The following is a 19,566-nucleotide window of genomic DNA, read 5'->3' as shown; positions in this document are numbered from 1 at the left end:
ACACCCCTCATCCGGCCGCTGCGCGGCCACCTTCTCCCACAGGGGGAGAAGGGAAGATCAGCGCCTCAATAATCGCCGTTGTAGTACCGGTCGTCGCAAGGTGCCGTGTAGATGCGGCCGCCGCGGTCCTGGTAGCGGCACATCTGTTCGCCACGGCGCTGCGGCGTGGTGGAGCTGCCGACAACCGCGCCCAGCAGGGCGCCGGCGCCGGCGCCGATGAGCGTGCTTTCGGTGTTGCCGCCGATGGCCTGGCCGACGAGGGCGCCGCCGGCGCCGCCGATCAGCGCGCCGGTTCCGGCCCGCTGCTGGCCTTCGGTCTGCGCGCAGCCTGCCAGTGCGGCGGTCATCAGCACGGCGGCGATGGCTTTGTGAAAGTTCATGTGCGGTCTCCCTTAAAGGCCTGAAATCCCTATGGCTCGTCCCGTGCGGTCGCATTGCGGCGGAACGGGGGCACGAAGCCTCACGATATAAGACATGGTTTCTCGGGCGTTGATAGGCCGAGGGCCGAAAACATCTCTTTCGAACAAGGCTCTAGCGGTGCTCCTTGTCAAAATGATTCAGCCTTCGACGGCTCGCCCTGCTGGGGCTTGATTGGTCGAGCTGCCAGAATTGCCAATGAAAAAAATGGAGAAATGCCATGACCCGAGGTCTTCCCCGGACGCTTGCCCGTGCCGCCGCCCGCGAGGCCGGCCTTGCCCCGCCCAGGCCTGGCCTGAAAGCCGTCACCACAGGGCAGGGCGGATCGTACCGCACCGTCTTCGCCTTCGCCGGCATGCAGGTGCCGGTCACCGATGCGCTGGCCTATGCCGCCCAAAAGATCTTCGACTTCACCAAGGGCAAAGTGCGCATCAAGGGCGGCACGGCCCGGCTGCAGTTCGCTGTCCTCGGCACCCGTGCGGCGACCATCAACGACAATGCGGCGCTGACTTGGTCGCTGGGCTCGGCCGCCGCATCGAGCGCGACGCTGGCCTCGACCATGGTCAACGTGCTGGCCTCGACGGCCCGCACACTCGACGGCACTGGCGCCGCACTCTCCACCGCCTTGACCGCCGACATCGCCGCCGCCGTGACGCTGGATGGCACGGTGACGCCGGTCGATCTCTATCTTAACCTGGCGTTTGCCACCGGCACGGATATCGATGCCGACGGTGTGCTGGCGATCACGGGTACGATCACGCTGCTTTGGGAGAACTGGGGGGATAACGCCTAGTTGCCGATGACGCGGCCAATCTCCCCCCCTCGTCGGGGAGATGCCCGGCAGGGCAGAGGGGGGGCGCTGTCCCACGAGCCTGTCCTGCTGATTAGCATTTGCATGCCTCGGGAGGGCATCGGGTGACGAAGAGCGTCGAACGCTTGCGTTCCTTCGCGCCCCCCTCTGTCCTGCCGGACATCTCCCCCACAGGTGGGGAGATTGGCAGCTTTGCCGCCGGCTCATTTCTAACCCCTAGCAAAGGAACATTACATGACAGATCTGGCAGACGCCGGGTCCGTGGCGGCGCGTGCGCAGCCGGCGGGCAACCCGGCACAGTCACCGGCAGGCACGGATAACGGGTCCGCCGCGCCTGGCGGCAAAAGTTGGTTTGACGGTCTTTCCGAAGGCAACCGCAAGCTCGCTGAAACCAAGGGCTGGACCAAGCCTGAAAGCCTCGATCGGGTTTTCACATCCTATGCGGAGCTGGAGCGGCAGCAGGGTGAGAGCCTGCGCCTTCCCGCCCCGGACGCGCCACCGGAAGACTGGGACCGGTTCCACGCCCGGCTGCCCGAGGCCATGCGTCCGGTCACGTCGTCCGAGAAGGTCGAATACCTCAGGCCGGAAGGCTTGCCGGAAAACTTCGCCTATTCGGACGAACTCGCTCAGGTGTCCAAGGCTTGGGCGGTCGAAGCGGGTGCCTCGCCGAAAACCGCGCAGGCCTATCACGACAGGTTCGTCGGCTACATGGCCGAGCAGGCCAAGCATCAGGAGATCGCGCTGGCCCGCTCGGTGGAAGCCACCCATGACGAGCTTGTCAGGGACTGGGGACCGACCGATAGCGACGGCTTTCGCCAGAGACTGGAGGTCGCCAACCGGGCGATGAAGAAGCTCGGCCTGGTCGACGCCTACAAGGCGAAGGGCATCCTTCTGCCTGACGGGGCGCTGACCGATCCGCAGATCGCCAGGGCGTTCCAGGCGATCGGCGAGGCGATGTTCCGGGAAGACACGATCGACGGCGGTGCTTCTTCCAGCGGAGCCAATCCGTTCAAGCGCAATGCCGCCGGCGAACGCAACGTGACCGATATTTCAGCCCTCGTCAAAAGCGACCCCGCCCGCGCAAGGCGGCTGGCTCGCGAGGCGGGGGAAAATCCCGACCGCTGGATGCCCAACAACCCGCGCTGACGATCGATCAGCCGCACTGAAACGCCCCTCATCCGGCCGCTTCGCGTCCACCTTCTCCTCGTCAGGGAGAAGAGGCGCGCCGACGTCGCAAGTCTCCTCTCCCCCGGAGAGGTCAGCCGAGCGAAGCAGAGGCTGGGTGAGGGGGCACCCGCCGCCAACCCAAACCTGAAGGAAGAGAAAAATGGCAGATGCCTACACCCGTATCGCGGACGCGATCGTTCCGTCCGTCTATGCGCAATATGCTTTCGAGGAACATGTGCAGTCGCTCGAGATCTACCAGGCCGGAATCCTGTTTTCCGACCCGGCCATCTCGTCAAAGCTGTCGATGGGCGGCCGCTCCGTCGACATGCCCGGCTGGAAGGACCTCGGCAACGATCCGTCCGAACCGGTCAATGACGATCCGGCTGATTCCATCGAGATGAAGAAGATCGGCTCGCGCCGCGAGGTCGCCGCCCGCAATGTCCGCGCCCAGGCGTGGGGCGTTCCGGACCTGACCTCGATCCTGGCCGGCGACGATCCGCAGAAACTGATCGTCAAGCGGCAGACCGAGTACTGGCAGCGCGCCAACAAGCTGACCCTGCTCGGCATCCTGAAAGGCGTCGTCGCCGACAACATCGCCAATGACGGCGGCGACCTGGTGCGCACCACCGGCGCCTCCATCGTCGACACCGACATCATCGAGGCCGCCTATCTGATGGGCGACCGCGCGGACAAGTTCAAGACGATCTGGATGCACTCCAAGCAGATGAAGGCGCTGAAGCTCGCCGACCTCATCGACTATGTGCCGTCTTCCGAGCAGGGCGGACCGCTGATCCCCTATTATATGGGTCTGCGGGCCGTGGTCGACGACGATATCCCGGTCACGGCGGGCGTCTACACCGCCTTCATGTTCAAGGACAAGGCGATCCTGTGGAACGAGCTGCCGGTCAACACCGAGGGCGGCCCGCTGGAGTTCGACCGCAAGCCGCGCCAGGGCCATGGCGGCGGCATCACCGAAATGGTCGGCCGCCGGCATTTTGTGCCGCATGTGCCCGGCACCCGCTTCCTCGACGCCTCCTCGGCCGGCGAATTCGCCACCGATGCGGAACTGGCGCTGGCTGCGAACTGGGACCGCACCGCGTCGAGCGTCAAGAACATGACGTTCATCGCGCTGAAGACGACCGAGGCCTGATAGGACCGAGGCGGGGGGCGGGGGCGATGCGCTCCCGCTTCTTTTCTAAACTTGGCGCCGGCCATGTTCCGATCCTGGCGTGACAAACAGAGCCGGAATCCGTCGCCGGCACAGGATTGGCCCGCCGAATCAATGCGTGGGCAACACGCTCGTTGGCGGCCTCTCCAAAATCCGGATCCGACGAAGGCATCGGCCTCGAGCGCCATTGCCGGCCGTGCCGCAGCGGCCGGGTGATTTTCGGCCGTTCAGCCCTCAGTGCTTCGTGAGCAGGGAACAGCCATGGTACACATCATCCCCCTTTCCATTGGCCAGCGCCGGCTCGACACCGGCAACGCGCCGCAATATCCGCAGGGGTCGCCAATCGGCGGCGCCATGCACGGGCTGGGCGATCATCTTTCCGCTGTCGCCGAGCGCTACCAGCAGATGAAGGACCAGCAGGAGGCGTTCGACGCCGAATTGGCCCGCCGCCGCTTCCACGGCCAGATCGCGCAGGCGGAAGATGAGGTGACTGCCAACGCCCCGGCTGACGGCGCCGGCCTGCATGAGACCATGTACGGCCAGGTCAATGCGTACGACGGCAGGGTCGTCAAGACCGGCCTGTTCGACAGGCTGTTCGACAAGGCTTTGCCGAACATGCCTGAGAGCCAGCGCGCCGCTTTCGCCGAGCACAAGGAGACGATGCGCAGGGTTGGCTCGCTGCGCATGGCGCAGCGGCAGCTTCAGCAGCGCGAAGACTATGAACAAGCGCAGGTCGACACGGTGCTCACGACCAGCGGCATCGCCATCGGCAACGCCGATCCCGACGATCCTGTCACCTTCGAAGTAGCCCGCCAGGAAGGGCTCGACTTGATCGCCAAGATGGGGCTCGACCCCGGGATCAGACAGCAGAAGGTGAAGGACTGGTTCGGCACCGCGGCCAAGACGCGTTTCGAGGCGCTGATCGCCAAGGATCCGAAACGCGCGCTGGAGACGTTTGGTGTCAGGACCCCGGAAGAGTCTTCGGGAGACGTTCAGCCGATCACTTGGGTTCTTGCCTCGGGCAGATCAGAGGCGGCTGCCGCGAAAGGCGATCGCGTTGGCAAGCTCACGCCAGACGAGCGCGTGGCGCAGGCGTTTGGGGACATTGCTCCGGCGCCTGATACGGCGATCAAGCCCGCAACCGACCATCTCGCCGACCTGTCTCCAGATGACATTCAGCGGCTGATCAACCAGGCACACGCCGCGAATACGGCCCAATTGATCGAGGCGCGCACCAACATCGCTCTCGCTGCGCAGAACGCCCCGAACGCGATCGCCAATACGGGAAGCTATTCCGGCAAGATGCCCAGCCCCGCCGACTTCGCCGCCGTTATGGCGCCGAGGAGGGCGGCGATCGGTACCAAGACTTCAGCTTGAAGATGGATGTCGGCCGCCAAGCCTTTGGCATGCGGACGATGCCCAACCAGGCGATCCACGCAGCGCTGCGCGATGCGGAGCCTGGGCCGGTCGGCTCCAACGAAGAGGAGACACGGTATCGGGTTACGGCTGCCGCTGCGCTCAAGACCCTGGACATGAGGCGGGCGGACCCTGCTGGCTACGTCCGCGAGGTCTTCCCCAATGTCGACGCCGCGTGGAAGGCGACAACGAGCCCGGATGGCAAGTCGGAGACCGGCAATCCGGAGGCGTACAAATGGGCCATCGCCGTCTCTGTCGCAGCCCAGAGGCAACTCGGCATCGAGACCCCTCAACCTCTGCCGAAGGCCGTTGTCCAAAGCATAGCTGACACCTTCGGCGACAAAAACATGCCGCAGGCTAAGAAGGACATCATCCTGCGTGATCTTCTAGCAGCAGCGCCCGATCCGGGTGTCCGCCAGGCCTTATCTCAGCAGTTGGATCAAGCTGGCCTTTCTCGATCGGCCCAAGTCGGCCCGATCGTCACTGCTGCGACAGTGCAAGGACGGCTTCCATCAGCGCCTCCTGGCGAAGCCCGGTCTGCACTCCAACGAGGTGCGGACGACTTCGGCGATTATCTGAGCGAGGGTTTCGAGGCCCTAGGCCGAATCCCGCATGACATTGGGATAGCTCTCCAGGATCTGCACGATTCTCCTTTGGGTTTCCTTGAGCAACTGCCCGCCACCCCTGGCTCGGGGGCGGTTGCTGAAGGGCGCTTGGCATTAGAGACAGTCGGCGAAGCTGTTGCAAAAGGCTTGGCCATAATCCGCGGCGGGACCGGCAAGTTTGCCAAACCGCTGGAGGAGTTTGCAACAAGTGGTTCGCGCGCCACATCGGAGCTTGCCGCTGAGGGCGCGGTGGCTCGCCAAGCGTCGGTGCGGAGGCTCGTGCAGTAAATGCAGCAAATGAGGCCGCTTACCGCTTGGGCACAGGCGCAAAGCCCGACAAGGCCGAGCTTCTTGAAATAATAAAGTCAATCGCGAGAGACCCCTCAAAGATAAAGTACGCGGGGGCATCGTTTGGCAAGGCTCTTTCAAAAAATTACCGCAAAACGTTTCTCGACGCGAACCCGAAACTGGAGGGTGAAGTTGTGGTCCACCACGCGGCTGAGCAGCAAATCTTGAACAGATATCTCGGGCTCGTGGCCGAAGAGGAGATGCACTCGCTTCAGAATCTGCGTGGGATTCCTAAAAGCTTGGACAACCTCTTGCACAACAAAATTTTCCGATACGAATGGGACGAATTTTATGCGTCGCATCCTCAGGCCACTCGTCAGCAGGTGCTGGACTACGTGGCTTATATCGACAAAAAATACGGACATCTGTTCAACCCTCCAATAGGGTGGATAATGCAGTATTTCTATATCAGACCTGATGTGGCTGGTGGGCTTGGCAGAAACACCGTTTTGGACCCCAGCGTCCATCCTCCGATTGTGACCAAGCTCCACTACGTGGTAGAGGGCTGGACCGGTGATGTGCTCGTTACGACGTTCCCGTGTTACCTCGTCACCGAAGAAACCCAGCGTGCACTGCAGAACATAGGTTTTTCGGGTGCGACGTTCGCTGAAGCCGAAGTGACGACATCCGAAGAGTTTCATGAATATCAACCTGGGCAGGAACTTCCACCTTTCGTCTGGTTGAAAGTGAATGGGAAGGCTGGCCGCGACGACTTCGGGATCGCAGCAAACTATCGCCTTGTCATCTCGGAGCGCATTCTTGATTTGCTGGAATCATTGGGAATACCGTTTGCAGTGGTCGAACCCTACGAGCAGTAACGGATTACGCTTGTTGAATGCGATAACAGTCCGTCTTTTGTCGGCTGCACCATGTGACTGCAGCGTGCACTGTCACCGTAATTCCAGAAGACACTGCATCCGAATGGCCGAGGAGGATTTTCCCTATGGGGAAAAAATGAAGGTGCTGGATATCGTTGGACGGTTGTCGGAATTTGACGAGGAGGACCCGGTCTACGCAGCGGAGCCCACAATCTACGCGGCGGAGCCTTGGACCGAGGATTCAGACGCAATGGTTTTGCCTCAGCAGGATGGGGTGTTGGTACCAGCCGAGGCAGCTAAAGAGGGCCTGGCATACTTTCTCGAAATCAACCTTGCGATCGAGATTACCGAGGCTTTGGTTGCATCCGCAGAAAGAAAAGCCAAGCGTTTCCGCTATCTGCGAACGCGTTATTTATTATGCCACCTATGATGCGTGAGAGGTTAAATGTCGACTAACCCACGTTATGACGGACAGCCGCTGCTTAGACTGCTGGATGTTTATGTGCTCTGGGCGATCGGAGAACTTTCTCAAGAGTCGAAAGAGGGCTTGAAAAGAATGGCCCCCAAACTGCAATCTCTGTTTGGTGGCGATGGACGGTGGCATCACGCAATTGCCCAAGCCATGCACATGCCCGGAGGAATCCCGGCAGCAATCCGGGATATGTGGGCAAGGAATCTCAAAATCGCTCGCGTCAACGGCACGACCCTCCCGCCCGAGAGATTTGCCGAGATATTCGTGGACAACAACTTCGCGGATTGGGCGTTCTGTAGCGCCAGATTTTCAGACCTTCGCTGCCCCTCAACCTCCTGCCGGGACCTTCTCCCCGTCAACGGGGATGATCAATAATCGCCATTACATCGATAAGAAATACTGAAATCTGTTCAATCCTCCGATAGGTGAGTGATGCAATATTTTTACATAGAACCGAACGTTGCTGGTGGGCTTGGCAACCACACCGTTCTTGACACGAGTGTCCATCCGCCGATTGTGACCAAGCTTCACTACGAGGTAGAGGGCTGGTTCGGCGATGTGCTCGTTACGACGTTCCCGTGTTACCTCGCCACCGAAGAAACCCAGCGCGCTCTGCACAAGATGGGCTTTTCAGGTGCGACGTTCGCCGAAGTCGAAGTGACAACCTCCGAAGAGTTCCATGAGGACCAGCCTGGGCAGGAACTTCCGCCATTTGTCTGGTTGAAAGTGAATGGCGAGGCTGGCCGCGACGACTTCGGTATCGCAGCAGATTATCGCCTCGTCATCTCGCAACGCATTCTCGATCTGCTGGAGTCGTTGGGAATACCGTTTGCCGTGGTCGAGCCTTACGAACAGTAACGGGATTACGCTTTTGAATTGCGACGACGGCTCATTTTTGTCGGCCGCACCCATGTGACTGCAGTGAATCTTCAGACTGAGAACTGGAAATAGTGCATTGTCACCGCAATTCCTCATGGGAACGGCATCGCTCCAATCTCATCCAGGCGTCAATAATGCAGCGGGTGCTTTGAGACATGCCGAATGGTCGGCCAAGATGGCGCAATCGCTTGGGGTCAACGAAGCGAAGAAGATATCGGATGCCTATGAGATATCCCATCCGAATGACCGATATGAGCGCGCGATGGATTTGATAAATAACAATGTCGGCCGTGTGTTGGGCGAAGCTTTACCCGGGGTCGCGCCCGAGGAAATCGCGCGCCTTGCCCTGGAGGCCGGACTACTTCAGACTTCACTGCCTCCGGCAATGATCTTTCACGAGAAAAGAAAATGAAGAAAGTGATGGTTCTGACGACCGCAACTATCTTGGTGGCTGCTGCAATTTTTGTTTATTGCAGCCCTCTTCTCGTCAAGCTTGAGAAGGACGGATTTGTGGGCGGAACGCTGGAAATTGCAGGCACCAAACTGGATGAAGCGGCAGGATCTGGAACGACGTACCACCTCGTTTTCGTGAATGAGGAATCCAGCGCGAGCGTTTCTTGCAGCAAGGATGGGAAAGTTACAAGCCGGGATGGATATCTATCTCCATGGCTTGGGTGGTACGTAAGTTTCCATCTTTCGAATTGCTCGATTAGTGGATTTCGTCCGATATTTTAAGGGTTGGAATCACGAATAACAGTGAGATGCCGGAGATCTCGCGCGTTTTGTCGATAGCATGTCCGGACTGAGACTTGGAAAATAGTGCGCTGCCGCCGTAATTCCTCGTTCTGACAATATTTCTTAGCGCCCCCTCCGTCCTGCCGGCTTTCGTCATTCGGAAAGCCAAGCAGTTGGCTTTCCGTCCGCTACGCGGACCACTCTTCAACCCCACGAAGGGAGATCGGAGGGGCGTAGAGCACGATCTCTGAATATCGCCATCCAAACCCCCAGCCGCTTCGCAGCGGCTTTTTTCATGCCCGGAGAAAATCATGACCCGACCCACATGGACGAGGCGCTGACCCATGGCCATCACCCCGCTCGATATCGCCAACATGGCGCTGGCCGTGCTCGACGAGGCGCCGATCGACAGTCTCGATCAGGACGTCAAGGCGGCACGGCTGCTCAACTTGCATTTCGACCTCGCAAGGGAAGCAGAACTTACCAAATGTGCCTGGGTGTTCGCCATCCTGCGCGCCACGGTTGCCGGGGCGGACACCGGCAGCGATTGCGGCTTGACCTTTGCCTATGAACTGCCGGCCGACTGCCTGCGGCCGCTGCCGCTGACCCGTGATGGCGAGCCGGACGGCGTGCCGATTTCGTGGCGCCAGGAGGCGGGGCTGATCTATTCCGACCAGTCCGGCCCGCTGACCATCCGTTACGTCGCCAACCTCACCGATCCCAACGACTGGGATGCGCTGTTCACCGAGGTTTTGGTGGCGGCCCTTGCCGTCAAGGTGGCGCATCCGCTGACGCACAAGTCAGGCATGATCGATATTGCCCGCTCGGCCTATGACCGGGCGCTGGACGCGGCGCTCAACGCCAACGCCATCCAGCGCGGCAGCCGGCTCTACACCGCCTCGTGGTCCAATCAGCGCGGCGACAACAGGATTGCGCGCTGATGACGACGCTCTATCCCGTCCAGGACGTCTTCACCCGCGGCGAGATCTCGCCGCGCCTGCATGCACGCGCCTCGCTCGACTTCTATCGGGCGGCGCTGGCCAAATGCGAGAACTTCATCACCCTGCCGCATGGCGGCATCCGCAAGCGCGGCGGCACCTATTTTGCCGGCGAGGTGAAGATTTCCGCGAAGACGACGCGGCTGATCCCGTTCATCTTCTCGGCCGATCAAGCCTATGCGCTCGAATTCGGCGACCGGTACATCCGCGTCCATGCCTATGGCGCGCGCGTCGACACGGTGGAGGTCGCTTCGCCCTATCTCGAGGCGGACCTGTTCGAGCTCGCCTATGTCCAGTCGGCCGACCAGATGTGGGTCACTCACCGGGACTATCCGCCCAAGGTGCTGACGCGCAGCGCACACACGGCGTGGGCTCTGACGGATTTTGAATTCCTCGACGGTCCCTACGACCCGGTCAACGACACGGCGACGACGCTGACACCGTCCGACACCGGGCATCTGACGCCGCAGATGACCAGCAACACGACGCCTTCCGGCACCGCTTCCACCGGCAGCGGCAGCGCCTCTGCCTGGCAGATGTTCGACCGCGACAAGACGCAGGATATCCAGATCTCTGGCGGCGGTGACGGCTATATCCGGTTCCGCAATGCCGGCGGTTCACAGCGCGTGGCCGATGCCTACTGGATCACCACGTCACGGGTGGCAACGGGCAATTATGATTTCTTCACCGCCTGGGAATTGCAGGGTTCCAATGATGGCACCAACTGGGTCACCCTGGATACTCGTACGGGCGAGCTCGGCTGGGGCAATGGCGAGACGCGCTTCTACGAATTCACGAACAAATCGGCCTTTGAATATCATCAACTGGTGTTCAGCGGCGGTGGCGGCGATGATGCCGAAAGCAGCGTTTCGGCCGAGCTTGCGATCCATGTCGCCGCATTCGACCAGACGCCGTTCGACATCACCGCGTCTTCAAGCATCGGCATCAACAATGACACCGGCTTCCAGGCGACCGATGTCCGCCGCGCCATCCGCTTGTTGGGCGCCGACGGCATCTGGCGGTGGGCGAGGATCACCAGCCGCACCAGCACCACGGTGGTCAAAGTGATCCTCTACGGCCATGCGCTGCCGAACATGAACCCGATCACGCGCTGGCGGCTCGGTACGTTTGTTCCCGGAAAACATGTGGAGAGCGGCTCGCTCTATGAGGAGCGGCTGGCCTTCAGCCGCAAATTCTCGGTCTATGCCTCGGCCACCGGCGACTTCGACAATTTCGCTCTCGGCGAGAAGGACGACGATGCGCTGGAGTTCGTCCAGGCGGGCGGCGGCCAGGCCAACGACATTGTCTGGATCGCCGACAGCGACGGCGCGCTTCTGATCGGCACCTCAGGCGGCATCCGCGCCCTGTCGGGCTCGGGCATCGACGAGGCGCTGACGCCCTCCTCGTTCAAGAACCGGCGCTCGCGCACCTTTGGCTGCGCCCGCATCCGCCCGGTGGATGCCGGCCAGTCGTTCCTCTATGTCACACGCTCGCGCAAATCGATCGCCGAGCTGACGCAGACGGCGCAGAGCCGTTTTGCTTCGGACGATGTCGGCCAGGTCTCCGAGCATATTCCCAAAAAGGGTGTGGTCGAGCTCGCCTTCCAGACCGATCCCGACCCGTTGCTGTGGTTCCCGCTCGAGAATGGCGAGCTTGGCGGCTACACCCATCAGCCGAGCCAGGAGGTGCGCGGCATGCACCGGCATCGCCTGGGCGGCAACGTCAGCGGGGCGGGCTCCGATGGTTCAAATTGGGCTGATGTCGAAAGCGCTGCGGTCACCCCCGGCCAGGACGGCAATGACGATCTCTGGCTGATCGTGAAGCGCAGCATTGGCGGCGTGACCAGGCGCTACATCGAGATCAAGACCGCGCCGTTCGAATACGGCGCCATCGCGGACGCCTTCGAGGTCGATTGCGGCCTGTCCTACGCGGGTCTTGCGGTCACCACGGTGGGCGGCGCCATGCACCTTGCCGGCCAGTCCGTCGATGTGCTCGCCGACGGCAAGGTCTATCGCGGGCTGACCGTCAGCGGCGGCGGCACCGTCACGCTGCCGGGCGGTTCTACCGCCGCCAAATGGCAACTCGGCCTGCCCTACGCGGCGGGCGCCGACACGCTGGAGCTCGATGTCGGCGGCCGCGACGGCTCCATCATCGGCCGCCGCAAGAAGGTGGCGAAGGTGATCCTGTCGCTGCTGGAGACCGACACCACGGGGCTTCAAGTCCAGTCCTTGATGCGCGGCCGCTGGGAGCCGGTGCGCATGCCCTCGATCATCGCGCCGGACGGGCGGGCAACGCTGTTCACCGGCAATGTCGAGGTGCCGATCGACGACAGCTGGGAAGGGCAGGGCCGAGTGCGGATCCGCCATGTCAACCCGACGCCCTGCACGATCCGTGCGTTCACGCCGGTGTTCGACGCCGAGCCGTAGAGCGCCGGCATTGAAGATGGTGATTTCCCCCTTGAGGGGAGATGTCGCCGGAGGCGACAGAGGGGGTCGGTTCGACCGGACGCCAACCTCCTCCACGTTGAAAGAGGATGCCGACGCTCCACGCGAAGCGCCAATCTCATCTGCCGCGGTAGGTCGCACCCGGTCGTGCCGACCCCCCTCTGGCCTGCCGGCCATCTCCCCCTCGAGTGGGGAGATAACAATTCACCAAAGGATCCCCGAAATGACATCTCCCCATGCCGAAATTCTCGGGATGGCGCGGACGGCTGCCGAATTCGCCGCCGTCATCGCCTTGCTCGACACCGACCTCAACGACGCGCTTCACTGCAGAAGCGAACTGGCGCAAGCCGAGGACCGCGCGGTCTTCGGCGATGGCGACCTGGCCGCCGCGCGTGCCGCGCTGGACGACTGCAACGACCAGATCGGGCTGCTGGAAAAGATCATCGTCGCTGCCGGCAAATGCCGTGCGGAGGCCGCTCGGAGCGAAGCGCGGGCCGACATCGCCGCGCTTGGCGACGAGATCAAGGCCAAAGCTGCAACGCTTGGCGAGCGCTGGGGCAGCGCCCGCCGGCTGGTCGAGCTGCTGCGCCAGGAATTGTTCGAGGCCGATGCGCTCGCCCGCACCATTGCCACCGCCAACGGCCTGTTCGATGCCGCCGGCGTCGCCGAGCTGAAGATCAATCTGACCACGACCCGCCGCGCCGCCATGGCCGGCCCGCGGGCCGCTGCACCCGCCCGTCTCAGCCGGCCGGCGTTGCAGGCCGACAGGCTGCTTGTGTCGTTCCTCACCCCCGGCGGTGCGCTCGACCCTCGCCCGGCGCTCGGCGCGCCGGTGGACGGCGTCAAAAGCAAATTCATTCCCGCAAACACCTCCTTTGGCGAACGAGGCTGAACCATGTGCACACTTGCCCTTATCGGCACCGCCCTTTCTGTTGGCGGCGCGCTGGTCGAAGGCCAGCAGTCGAAGCAGATGGCCGACTATCAGGCCAAGGCCTACGGGCAGCAAGCGCAGGCCGAGGCGCAGAGTTCCGCCTTCGAGCAGAGCCAGGAGCGCCATAAGCAGGATCTCCTGCTGGGCCAGGCGCGTGCGCAGGCCGGCGCCTCGGGCGTCGGCATATCAGGCTCGCCGGCCGAGGTGCTGGCCGCCAATGCCAGGCAGGGCCAGCTTGATCTCGACGCGATCCAGTACGGCTCGAAACTGCGCCAGAACAGTCTCAATACGCAAGCCGCGCTCTCGCGCTTCTCCGGCAAGCAGGCGGTCACGGCCTCGATCTTCAAGGCCGGCAGCAATCTCGTATCGGGTCTCTCCGGCCTCTACGACCCGACCAAGGCCGTGACCTTCGGCAAGGGCGCCTTCCCACCGCCGCCGGGCGGCTCGTCCACCGGAGGCCTCTACTGATGGCCACCATTCCGCTCCACATAGCGCAGCGCCGGCTCGATGCCGGCAATGCGGTGCCGTACCCCGGGGGATCGCCGATTGGCGGCGCCATGCAGGGTCTTGGCGACCAGTTCTCGGCTATCGCCGAGCGCTATCAGCAGATGAGGGACCAGCAAGAGGCGTTCGACGCCGAGCTGGCGCGCCGCCGGTTCAACGGGCGGATCACGCAGGCGGAAGACGAGGTGGCGGCGAACGCGCCGGCCGACGGCAGCGGCCTGCATGAAACCATGTACGGCCAGGTCGACCCGCGCACCGGCCAGGTGGTCAAAACAGGCCTGTTCGACACGCTGTTCGGCGATGCCTTGCCTGATATGCCCGAAAGCCAGCGTGCTGGTTTCGCCAGGCAGAAGGAGACGATGCGCGATTGGCGCACGGCGCATGGCGCAGCGGCAGCTCCAGCGCCGTGACGAGTATGAGTTGGCCGAGTGGACCAAGGTCGACACCATGTCCACGGGTTCCATCGCACAGGGCGACCCGAACGACGCCGAGACATTCGAGGCGATCCGGCAGAGCGGCTTCGACCTGATCGCCAAGATCGGCAACTCGATCATTCGGCAAACAGCCGAGGCCACCTGGCGCACCAACACGGCCAAGGCGCTGGTCCAGGCAATGATTGCCCAGGATCCGAAGCGGGCGGCTGAGATGCTGGGTGCGGGGCGGGCTGGCAGCCGGATCAAAGATGATACGGCCGAGGCGGTTGGTGGCCCACAGGCAAATACCACAAGTTTTGTGGCGCCAAGAGACGATCGCCTTGGCGAGCCGACGCCATATGAGCGAGCGGTGCAGGTTGTCCGGGACGACATCCCGCCTGAAGACAGGCCAGCGTTGGCCCAGAAAGCGCGAACCGCTGAGATCGCACGGCAGGTCGAAACACGAACCAACATCGGCCTCGCCGAACAGAATGCGCCAAGCTCCATCAGGGAAACTGGAACCTATTCCGGCCCCGTGCAGACTCCGGAGCAGTTCATCGCTCTCTACGGCGCCACCGAAGGCGTCAGGCGCTTCCAAGCCTTCAGCCAAGCAATGGATGTCAGTCGGCAATTCTACAGCATGCGTGGCATGTCGAATGAGGCCGTTTTGGCCAGAGTCAAAGAGTCCTCGCCCAAGGCCGATAGTGCTACGCCGGAAGAGGACAGCGCGCGTCATGAAGTAATAGCCACGGCCGCCGACCTCACGCTCAAAGAGAGGCAGGGCGATCCGGGTGGCTATGTACGTAAGACGTTCGCGAATCTCGATGCGGCTTGGAACAATCTTTCGACGCCGGAAGACTATCAGGCAGCCATCATCGGCTCGATCGCCGCTCAGCAGCAACTGGGCTTCGAGAAGATTCAACCGCTGCCCAATTCCGTGGCGGGAGGCGTCGTCGACGGACTCAAAAACGGAACAAACCCGCAAAATCCCGCCCTAAACAACCTCTTTGCTGCACTGCCTACCGAAGCTGCCCAAAAGGCAATGCTAGACCACCTAATTCGGACAAGTGCAGCGCAGACAGAGAGAAGCCTAGCTGATCGAACACGTCGCGATTGGATAGTCGACCCCGAAATGCTGCTCGATCTGCGCCAAGCAGCCGAGTTGGGTCTGCGGGACTCGCATGTAGAAGTCACGAATTACATTCCTACGCCCCAAGATAAGCTTGGCTACCTTATCGCCGGCGATAGTAAGCCAAGCAGCGTGCGGCGTAATCTGGCGCGGATGCTGGTTGGCTCCGAGGGAGCCGGCGAGCAGGGCATCTCGCTGCTCGGCATTGCGCCCATGGTCGCGGCCGATAAGGCTGTTGCGTCCGCGATGTCTGGCAACGTCGGCGACACCATTCTCAATGTCTTAGGAACGCTCCCCACCGAGAAATTGGTATCCGTCGGCCTGCAACAAGCCGGCAAGATTGCGGGGCCTTTGGTTAAGGAACTCTCGCAGGTCTTGAGGCGGTCCGACGACCTAGCGGAGGGGGCCGAGGCGCTTGTTCGCAGAAGCAGCGGCAAGCTCGCCGACTCGACGGAGGACGCTCTTTCTGAAGGAGCGGATCTTTACAAAGGCGTAGACGACTTACCTACACCCGGGTCCGAACCGCTGACAGAAGAAGCAGGCGACGGCGCTAGTCGAGGGCCGACCGGTCAATTCTATAGTGTGGTGTTCGAGACAGAGATAGATTCTGCATTATATCCGAACGTTTCGCGCCCACGCCATTTCCAGGCGGCCAACGAAGCCCTGCTGGTGCTAATGGAAAGAGAGCCGGATTTCGCGAAAGCTCTGCAAGATGCGGGAATTAACCTCCAGCGGACAAAGAGGGGGCTCGTTCCCCGAAGAGCGCCCCCCGGCTACACTTGGCACCACGACACAAAAGCCGGTGTGATGCAACTTGTCCCTAGATCGCAGCATGATCCTGGGACTATCTTTCAGAAAGCATTGCACCCGAATCGTCGAGGAGGATTTTCTTTATGGGGAAAATAATCAAGTTGTTGGATATTGTTGGACGGTTGTCGGACTTTGACGAGGATGACACGATTTATGTGGCGGAGCCTTGGACTGAAGATTCCAATGCAATGGTTGCGACCGCACCCGACGATAGCACGGTGCCTCCGAAGGCGGCAGCCAAAGCGGGGCTTACATATTTCATCGAGATATTCATTGCGATTGAATTTACCGAGGCCTGGGTAGCTTCACTGAAGGAAAAGCCCAGCCTGTCGGCTATCTGCCAAAGACTCATCGAATACGCCACCAATGATGCGTGAGGGGAAACATGGCGACTAACCCACGTTACGATGGACAGCCGCTGCTTAGGCTGCTGGAGCTTTATGTGCTCTGGGCCATTGGAGAACTTTCTCAAGAGTCGGAGGGTGGCTTGAAAAAGATGGCCCCCAAACTGCAATCTATCTATGGCGGCGACGGACAATGGCATGATGCAATTGCCCAAGCCATGCACATGCCCGAGGGAATGCCGGCAGCAATCCGGGATATGTGGGCAAAGAATCTCGAAATCGCCCGTGTCAATAATGTAACGCTTACGCCCCAGCAATTTGCCAAGATGTTCGTGGACAACAACTTCGCAGGTTGAACGCTGTTTTCTGATTGGAATTGCGGTGCTGGCTGGCGTTCTACGGCGCCCCCCTCGTCCTGCCCGACATCTCCCCGGAGGGGGATTACGGTGACGATGCACTTTTATGAATTCTATCGATACGGATCGGAGTGAAATCTAGACAAAGAAAATAGTGCAAGAGCACGACTCGCCAAATGTAGGCAGCCCCGAAGCAAGAGCCTGGGCGCGAAATTATCTAAAAGATCGATAGTGCGTGCGAAAAGCGCGGCAACTGGGTTGCTGACCGAGGCGAAAAGGCTGATGCCGACCTTGTGCTGCAGTTACGGTGACAGCGCACTTTTATCGGTCCCACCCATGTGACGGGGGTTAACCTCCCGACGCGCCCACGCCCCAAAATCAGACCCTTTTCACAGCCTCGCTTGCGCGGGGCTTTTTTCATGGAGCAAGCCTTATGGCCCGACCTGCAACCGCCGCCGTTCGCCTGTTGACCGGCGAGCGCGAACCCGTGCGCCTGGCAACGACGGCGAACCTGGAGACGATCGTCATCGACGGCGTTGCCTGGATCCAGGGCCTCAAAATGGTTGACGGCGTCCAGACAGCGACCGGCGACCGGGTGCTGGTCAAGGATCAGGCGGACGCCAGGCTGAACGGCATCTATACGGCCTCGGAAGGCTACTGGTACCGCGCCGCCGATGCGCGCACGGGGCGCACCATGCAGAAGGGAACGACGGTGCATGTCCAGGAGGGCACGGCTTCGGCCGCTTTCGTCTATGCCTTCCAGACAGTGAGCCCCGTGATCGGTGCCGACGACATTGTGCTGTCGTTTTACCAGTCCGACGACACCGTCGGCGATATCCAGGCAGCCGCGCAAGGCATCATCGACCGGGCCCAGGCCGCGGCGGACGTGGCGACGGGCGCCATGACGACGGTGCTCGATCCGCAATTCGCAACCAAGGCGACGGCAGAGGCATACTCACCGGCGATCGCGCCGGATTATATCAGGACTGCCGGCTATTCGCAGGTCGGCGACGGCCAAGCCCTCTACAGGAAGAATGGCACCATTTCGGCTGGCGGGGGCGGCCTGGCGATCACGCTGCAAGATGGGGCGAAAGCCGGCTTCGACATCATCAACGCACCGAGGGCAAAGGAGATCAACATTCGCGCTGCGGGCGCCGACACGGCAGCCGGCAACAACAGGACCGCGATCGTCAACGCCATTGCTGCCGCCGGGCAGGGCAGGGTGATCATCCCGGCTGGCACATTTTCGCTGGCCGGCAATATCGACATTCCGCAGGGGCTGATGGTCGAGTTTGACGACAAGGCGCTTTTACAGCGCACCGAGGAGGCCACGCACCTATTCAACCTGAAGGGCGACAACCGCATCATCGCTCCAAAGGTCAACGGCGCCTGGAATCATGTCGCGGCTCCGAACGGCTTTGGCGTTTTCAACATCAGCGGCATTTCAGGCGTCACGATCGAGCATGGCACGCTCACCGGTGCGCAAGGCGATCACTACCGCATTGCCGATTCCAACTGGGTCTACATCGACGACGCCAGGGGCGACACAGCGCGCAACATCGTCACCATCAACGACGATGTTTCCGGCACAAGTCACGTGTTTGTCCGCCGCGCTCGCGTGAGTGCCTATTTGAACGGTTTCGATGCAGAGAGCGACGACGACTGGCCGGTGAGCGATATCGAGGTGGATATCGACTGGACGCAGCTTGGCGGCGTTCAGCTTGGTGCGGCCGTCGCCTTCACCCGCAGCGCTGTGCCCGCCGGATCGGTGTTGAAGTACAAACGCCTTCGCATCAGTGCCAAATCCAGGGATGGCCTTTATGGTCTGGTGCTGCGAGGGGCCAAGGATATCGAGGTGCGCAGCCTGGTGACGGAAGGCGTGCAGCAAGGCATTCGCGCCGGCACCGGCCATCATATCGAAGATCTTCGCCTGCTGTCCTTCGACATCCAGGCGACACATCAGGGCATCTATATCGAAACCCCGGCCGGGCAACAGATCTCGCGCGGCGTCAGGATTGGCGCCGGCCGCATCTTTGGGTTCACCCAGGCCAATGCCTATGGCGTCTTCAGCGCGGCGGATGAGACCATTGTGTCGGCTGACACGCTTGTCGACATGGGCGGCGCAGCCGCTTCCATCGGCGTTCGATTGAACGGCGACATGTCGCAAACCCATGCAGGCATCGCGGATGCGCGATCGTCCTATGTCGCCCTGTCGACACTATCGAGCGAACGGCAGAGGGCGACGGGTGGCCTTTTCAAGGCGACGACCGGCAGTGTCGTCAACGACGTGAAAGTCAGCGGATCCTCGCCGAACATCGAGGTGCGGGGCAACATCTACTCCGGCACGGCGACGGGCAAGCCAACCGATGACGGATCGCACATAGCGCTGATTGAAGGAAACCGGGGCGGCGATCTTTTCAAGGGCTATAAATCGACGCCGGACGCAACGCCCGTTCTTATGGTCTTCGAAGCCGGAAACAGCTTTGTTCCGATCAGGCCAGGGCAAGGCGCAAAGTTCACCGTCGATGTCGCTGCCCGCCGCACGGATGGTTCATCGTCGACCAGCGCCGGCTATGTGTTCGCCGGGGTGATCCGCAACACGGGCGGAACCCTGGCGATCGAAGGTGCGATCACCAAAACGGTGATCGGCGAATATGCAACCGACGCCGCATCGCTCGACGCGTCGGTCACCGCTGGGGCTTCCGGAATTGAGGTGACCGTTACCGGCGTCGCGGCAAAGACCTATGGCTGGAACGCCGTTGTGCGGCTTCAGGAGGTTTGATTCTGCTGAGAAGTTCGAC

20 protein-coding genes are annotated in these 19,566 nt (G+C 61.6%); 19 read left to right on the top strand and 1 reads right to left on the bottom strand.

What is annotated here, in order from left to right; all coding sequences use genetic code 11:
* Positions 1-65: 65 nt before the first annotated feature.
* Positions 66-380, bottom strand: a complete 315-nt coding sequence (locus NKJ11_RS10335; RefSeq protein WP_352793223.1) for a YMGG-like glycine zipper-containing protein — start codon at positions 378-380, stop codon at positions 66-68.
* 257 nt (positions 381-637) lie between these two features.
* On the opposite strand from NKJ11_RS10335, the gene NKJ11_RS10330 reads away from it, so the two are divergent.
* From NKJ11_RS10330 to NKJ11_RS10240, 19 genes are all read left to right on the top strand, one after another.
* Positions 638-1,210, top strand: coding sequence for a hypothetical protein (locus NKJ11_RS10330; RefSeq protein WP_352793222.1), 573 nt, complete (start codon positions 638-640; stop codon positions 1,208-1,210).
* 252 nt (positions 1,211-1,462) lie between these two features.
* The gene (locus NKJ11_RS10325) at positions 1,463-2,374 is read left to right on the top strand and encodes a hypothetical protein (RefSeq protein WP_352793220.1); all 912 of its coding nucleotides are present in this window, start codon (positions 1,463-1,465) and stop codon (positions 2,372-2,374) included.
* Between the two features lie 181 nt (positions 2,375-2,555).
* Positions 2,556-3,545 carry a Coat protein gene (locus tag NKJ11_RS10320; RefSeq protein ID WP_352793219.1) on the top strand — a complete coding sequence of 330 codons (990 nt, stop codon included), beginning with the start codon at positions 2,556-2,558 and terminating at the stop codon, positions 3,543-3,545.
* Between the two features lie 279 nt (positions 3,546-3,824).
* A complete protein-coding gene (locus tag NKJ11_RS10315) occupies positions 3,825-4,940 on the top strand; it encodes a hypothetical protein (RefSeq protein WP_023814098.1) in 1,116 nt (371 codons plus the stop codon).
* The gene (locus tag NKJ11_RS10310) at positions 4,937-5,872 is read left to right on the top strand and encodes a hypothetical protein (RefSeq protein ID WP_352793216.1); all 936 of its coding nucleotides are present in this window, start codon (positions 4,937-4,939) and stop codon (positions 5,870-5,872) included. The genes NKJ11_RS10315 and NKJ11_RS10310 overlap by 4 nt, the downstream gene beginning before the upstream one ends.
* A 26-nt stretch (positions 5,873-5,898) precedes the next feature.
* Positions 5,899-6,750, top strand: a complete 852-nt coding sequence (locus NKJ11_RS10305) for a hypothetical protein (protein ID WP_352793214.1) — start codon at positions 5,899-5,901, stop codon at positions 6,748-6,750.
* A gap of 103 nt (positions 6,751-6,853) precedes the next feature.
* Positions 6,854-7,180, top strand: coding sequence for a hypothetical protein (locus NKJ11_RS10300; protein ID WP_128304613.1), 327 nt, complete (start codon positions 6,854-6,856; stop codon positions 7,178-7,180).
* A 474-nt stretch (positions 7,181-7,654) separates the two neighbouring features.
* On the top strand, positions 7,655-8,080 hold the full coding sequence (locus NKJ11_RS10295; RefSeq protein ID WP_023814092.1) for a hypothetical protein: 426 nt from the start codon (positions 7,655-7,657) through the stop codon (positions 8,078-8,080).
* Positions 8,081-8,177: 97 nt separating this feature from the next.
* Entirely contained in the window at positions 8,178-8,513 is a 336-nt protein-coding gene (locus NKJ11_RS10290) for a DUF6973 domain-containing protein (protein WP_352793212.1), read from the top strand.
* Positions 8,510-8,836 (top strand): hypothetical protein, encoded by a 327-nt coding sequence (locus NKJ11_RS10285; RefSeq protein ID WP_128304616.1) that lies wholly within the window; start codon positions 8,510-8,512, stop codon positions 8,834-8,836. The genes NKJ11_RS10290 and NKJ11_RS10285 overlap by 4 nt, the downstream gene beginning before the upstream one ends.
* Before the next feature lie 344 nt (positions 8,837-9,180).
* A complete protein-coding gene (locus NKJ11_RS10280) occupies positions 9,181-9,777 on the top strand; it encodes a phage connector family protein (RefSeq protein ID WP_023814089.1) in 597 nt (198 codons plus the stop codon).
* Positions 9,777-12,260, top strand: coding sequence for a phage tail protein (locus NKJ11_RS10275; RefSeq protein ID WP_352793210.1), 2,484 nt, complete (start codon positions 9,777-9,779; stop codon positions 12,258-12,260). The genes NKJ11_RS10280 and NKJ11_RS10275 overlap by 1 nt, the downstream gene beginning before the upstream one ends.
* Before the next feature lie 241 nt (positions 12,261-12,501).
* Positions 12,502-13,170, top strand: a complete 669-nt coding sequence (locus tag NKJ11_RS10270) for a hypothetical protein (RefSeq protein ID WP_352793209.1) — start codon at positions 12,502-12,504, stop codon at positions 13,168-13,170.
* Positions 13,171-13,173: 3 nt separating this feature from the next.
* On the top strand, positions 13,174-13,677 hold the full coding sequence (locus NKJ11_RS10265; protein ID WP_031213873.1) for a hypothetical protein: 504 nt from the start codon (positions 13,174-13,176) through the stop codon (positions 13,675-13,677).
* Positions 13,677-14,123, top strand: a complete 447-nt coding sequence (locus NKJ11_RS10260; protein WP_352793208.1) for a hypothetical protein — start codon at positions 13,677-13,679, stop codon at positions 14,121-14,123. Before NKJ11_RS10265 ends, NKJ11_RS10260 begins: the two co-directional genes overlap by 1 nt.
* Complete coding sequence (locus NKJ11_RS10255; protein WP_352793207.1) at positions 14,095-16,161, top strand: HNH endonuclease; 2,067 nt, start codon at positions 14,095-14,097, stop codon at positions 16,159-16,161. Before NKJ11_RS10260 ends, NKJ11_RS10255 begins: the two co-directional genes overlap by 29 nt.
* Positions 16,149-16,442 carry a hypothetical protein gene (locus NKJ11_RS10250; RefSeq protein WP_023814084.1) on the top strand — a complete coding sequence of 98 codons (294 nt, stop codon included), beginning with the start codon at positions 16,149-16,151 and terminating at the stop codon, positions 16,440-16,442. Before NKJ11_RS10255 ends, NKJ11_RS10250 begins: the two co-directional genes overlap by 13 nt.
* Positions 16,443-16,450: 8 nt before the next feature.
* Positions 16,451-16,765 (top strand): hypothetical protein, encoded by a 315-nt coding sequence (locus NKJ11_RS10245; protein ID WP_023814083.1) that lies wholly within the window; start codon positions 16,451-16,453, stop codon positions 16,763-16,765.
* A gap of 433 nt (positions 16,766-17,198) precedes the next feature.
* A complete protein-coding gene (locus NKJ11_RS10240) occupies positions 17,199-19,547 on the top strand; it encodes a glycoside hydrolase family protein (protein WP_352793206.1) in 2,349 nt (782 codons plus the stop codon).
* Positions 19,548-19,566: the final 19 nt, after the last annotated feature.

It is taken from the genome of Mesorhizobium sp. M0243 (assembly GCF_040321775.1).
Lineage (GTDB): Bacteria > Pseudomonadota > Alphaproteobacteria > Rhizobiales > Rhizobiaceae > Mesorhizobium.
Note: the sequence above shows the minus strand (reverse complement) of the source record. Positions and strands in the feature narration are given on the sequence as shown.

Excerpts from the sequence above, each read along its gene's own strand:
- NKJ11_RS10315 (WP_023814098.1), top strand. The coding sequence starts at position 3,825 with ATGGTACACATCATCCCCCTTTCCATTGGCCAGCGCCGGCTCGACACC.
- NKJ11_RS10275 (WP_352793210.1), top strand. The coding sequence starts at position 9,777 with ATGACGACGCTCTATCCCGTCCAGGACGTCTTCACCCGCGGCGAGATC.
- NKJ11_RS10300 (WP_128304613.1), top strand. The coding sequence starts at position 6,854 with ATGGCCGAGGAGGATTTTCCCTATGGGGAAAAAATGAAGGTGCTGGAT.
- NKJ11_RS10330 (WP_352793222.1), top strand. The coding sequence starts at position 638 with ATGACCCGAGGTCTTCCCCGGACGCTTGCCCGTGCCGCCGCCCGCGAG.
- NKJ11_RS10280 (WP_023814089.1), top strand. The coding sequence starts at position 9,181 with ATGGCCATCACCCCGCTCGATATCGCCAACATGGCGCTGGCCGTGCTC.
- NKJ11_RS10260 (WP_352793208.1), top strand. The coding sequence starts at position 13,677 with ATGGCCACCATTCCGCTCCACATAGCGCAGCGCCGGCTCGATGCCGGC.
- NKJ11_RS10250 (WP_023814084.1), top strand. The coding sequence starts at position 16,149 with ATGGGGAAAATAATCAAGTTGTTGGATATTGTTGGACGGTTGTCGGAC.
- NKJ11_RS10240 (WP_352793206.1), top strand. The coding sequence starts at position 17,199 with ATGGCCCGACCTGCAACCGCCGCCGTTCGCCTGTTGACCGGCGAGCGC.
- NKJ11_RS10320 (WP_352793219.1), top strand. The coding sequence starts at position 2,556 with ATGGCAGATGCCTACACCCGTATCGCGGACGCGATCGTTCCGTCCGTC.
- NKJ11_RS10325 (WP_352793220.1), top strand. The coding sequence starts at position 1,463 with ATGACAGATCTGGCAGACGCCGGGTCCGTGGCGGCGCGTGCGCAGCCG.
- NKJ11_RS10270 (WP_352793209.1), top strand. The coding sequence starts at position 12,502 with ATGACATCTCCCCATGCCGAAATTCTCGGGATGGCGCGGACGGCTGCC.
- NKJ11_RS10245 (WP_023814083.1), top strand. The coding sequence starts at position 16,451 with ATGGCGACTAACCCACGTTACGATGGACAGCCGCTGCTTAGGCTGCTG.
- NKJ11_RS10255 (WP_352793207.1), top strand. The coding sequence starts at position 14,095 with ATGGCGCAGCGGCAGCTCCAGCGCCGTGACGAGTATGAGTTGGCCGAG.
- NKJ11_RS10295 (WP_023814092.1), top strand. The coding sequence starts at position 7,655 with ATGCAATATTTTTACATAGAACCGAACGTTGCTGGTGGGCTTGGCAAC.
- NKJ11_RS10335 (WP_352793223.1), bottom strand. The coding sequence starts at position 380 with ATGAACTTTCACAAAGCCATCGCCGCCGTGCTGATGACCGCCGCACTG.
- NKJ11_RS10265 (WP_031213873.1), top strand. The coding sequence starts at position 13,174 with ATGTGCACACTTGCCCTTATCGGCACCGCCCTTTCTGTTGGCGGCGCG.
- NKJ11_RS10285 (WP_128304616.1), top strand. The coding sequence starts at position 8,510 with ATGAAGAAAGTGATGGTTCTGACGACCGCAACTATCTTGGTGGCTGCT.